Raw genomic sequence first — 1,769 nt, forward strand, 5'->3', positions numbered from 1 at the left:
GGCGGCATCATCTCGGAACAAGGGGGCGGTTAATTCTCGGAATTGGGGGGCGGCACCATTTCGGAATGCGGGGGCGGATTGCGTCGGAATCCGCACTATTGTTCAGATGATTTGCGGCGCGACCTATCCCGGGCTCGCGAAATAGCCGCAGCGCTACACCATTACGGCTGTTCGAAAGCAGATGCTTATTCTGCCCGAAAAGAACATCCGGAATCAAGCCTCCGTGAGCACGTGCCTGCGGCAATGGCGCGCGAAGGCGCTGCGCTATGCGACGTTTCTCGGACATCGATCTTGTGCTCATCCATGGTTACGGTTTCCCGCGCCTCGAGGGCGGTCCGATGCGGGCGTTACGGGATGCGACATGTGTTCAAGCTCTGGAGAGTGCGCGACGTCCCCGGGCGATCTGATATCGGATCGGAACGCCGGGGCCGCGAACCGGACATAATGTGCCATTCAAGCGGCTTGAGCGGCAATGTGCTTTCGGCACGAGCGCGACACCATGCCGCTTCCGACAAGATTGATGATCGATTCGGTCCTTTCCCCAAGAATGGCCGTTTGAGAGAATTCATCAGGCGCAGCATAGGAACAGAGGTTGCTGTTTCGCGGGGTCGCGTAAATTTATAAATCCGATGTCGCCGGCCGTGTCAGTCGGTTTGGCGATGGCCAATGTCCGGCTGCACGTCATCGGTCGGACCGTGTTCCTGCCTCTGCTGCCGTCGCGGTGACACCAGCCGAGCAAGAAGTTTCCAGGGAGACGCCATTTTATTCGACCTCGAATTCTACTCGGCATTCAGGCTGCGAGCAAAAACGTTGGCGGCGGAACGGATCGCCGCCAAGATGTCCATCACGATAAGTATAAGAATGCGGCCAGCGCTTGGCCGAATGCTGTTGATCAACCGAGATTGAGCCGCTTTCGCAGATCCGCATTTTCAGCACGGAGCGTCTCGGCCAGAAGCTTGCGCAGTCTCTGGTTTTCCTCTTCGAGCTGCAGAAGATCCGCAAACTCATCAACTGCCGCCACCGACGGTGCAGTCGCTGCCTCTACAACCTTCGGAGAACGTTTGACAGGCGCACGTTTGCCGCTTGTCGCACCTTCGTCCGACTTCGCCTTGCGTCCTCTCTTCTGCTTTCCAACTGCAGCATTCGAAGCCTCTGCCGGTTGCGCCGAAACTGCGGTTGAGGCCGTTTCAGGCATCGCCTTCCTAGTGCGAGGTTTGCGCTCCTTCTTCGGTACATCAGGTGCCGCTACGGCCGGCGTGTCAGTATCAGTCATCGCATTGTTTTCGTCGGCCATTATGGTCTCCTGTAAAGCCGATGCATTTGTCTCCTGCTCAATCGGCAGTGTCAACAACGCCGTGGCCTGTTCTTCTCCAGCGAAGGACATCTCGCTGCTGCTAGCCTGAGAAGCTCCCGGCAGGACTGGCATTGCCTCGTCCTGCAGATCTTGCGCAACGGACTTGAGATCCATGTCTCCCCAGATCGAGGTCGGATTAGAATTCACTTTTCGCCGACCAGATCTGTACTCGACGGCAAAGCTGCGCTGGACTTTTTTCACTTTCAGAGGCCCTTGGATGTGTCTGCGGTGATGTTTCGGCGACGTCTTCAGCATCGCAACATGCCCTGCAAATAGCAACCACCGCGCCGCCGGTCTAGTCCCTGAATACTCAGCGGGCAACGCGAGCCTAACTAGTGCCCGTGCACAAACGGTAAGCCGCTGAAATTATTGGAGGAATTGCGATATTGCCGCGGGCAAAGCCCGGCGGTTTCAG

The 1,769-nt window shown here is 57.3% G+C and carries 1 protein-coding gene; it reads right to left on the reverse strand.

Annotated features, from left to right (window positions below; all coding sequences use genetic code 11):
* Positions 1–892: 892 nt before the first annotated feature.
* Positions 893–1,555 (reverse strand): transcriptional regulator, encoded by a 663-nt coding sequence (locus BSG20_RS35235; protein WP_093041999.1) that lies wholly within the window; start codon positions 1,553–1,555, stop codon positions 893–895.
* Positions 1,556–1,769: the final 214 nt, after the last annotated feature.

This window comes from Rhizobium tibeticum, from assembly GCF_900110205.1.
In the GTDB taxonomy this organism is placed as follows: Bacteria; Pseudomonadota; Alphaproteobacteria; order Rhizobiales; family Rhizobiaceae; genus Rhizobium; species Rhizobium tibeticum.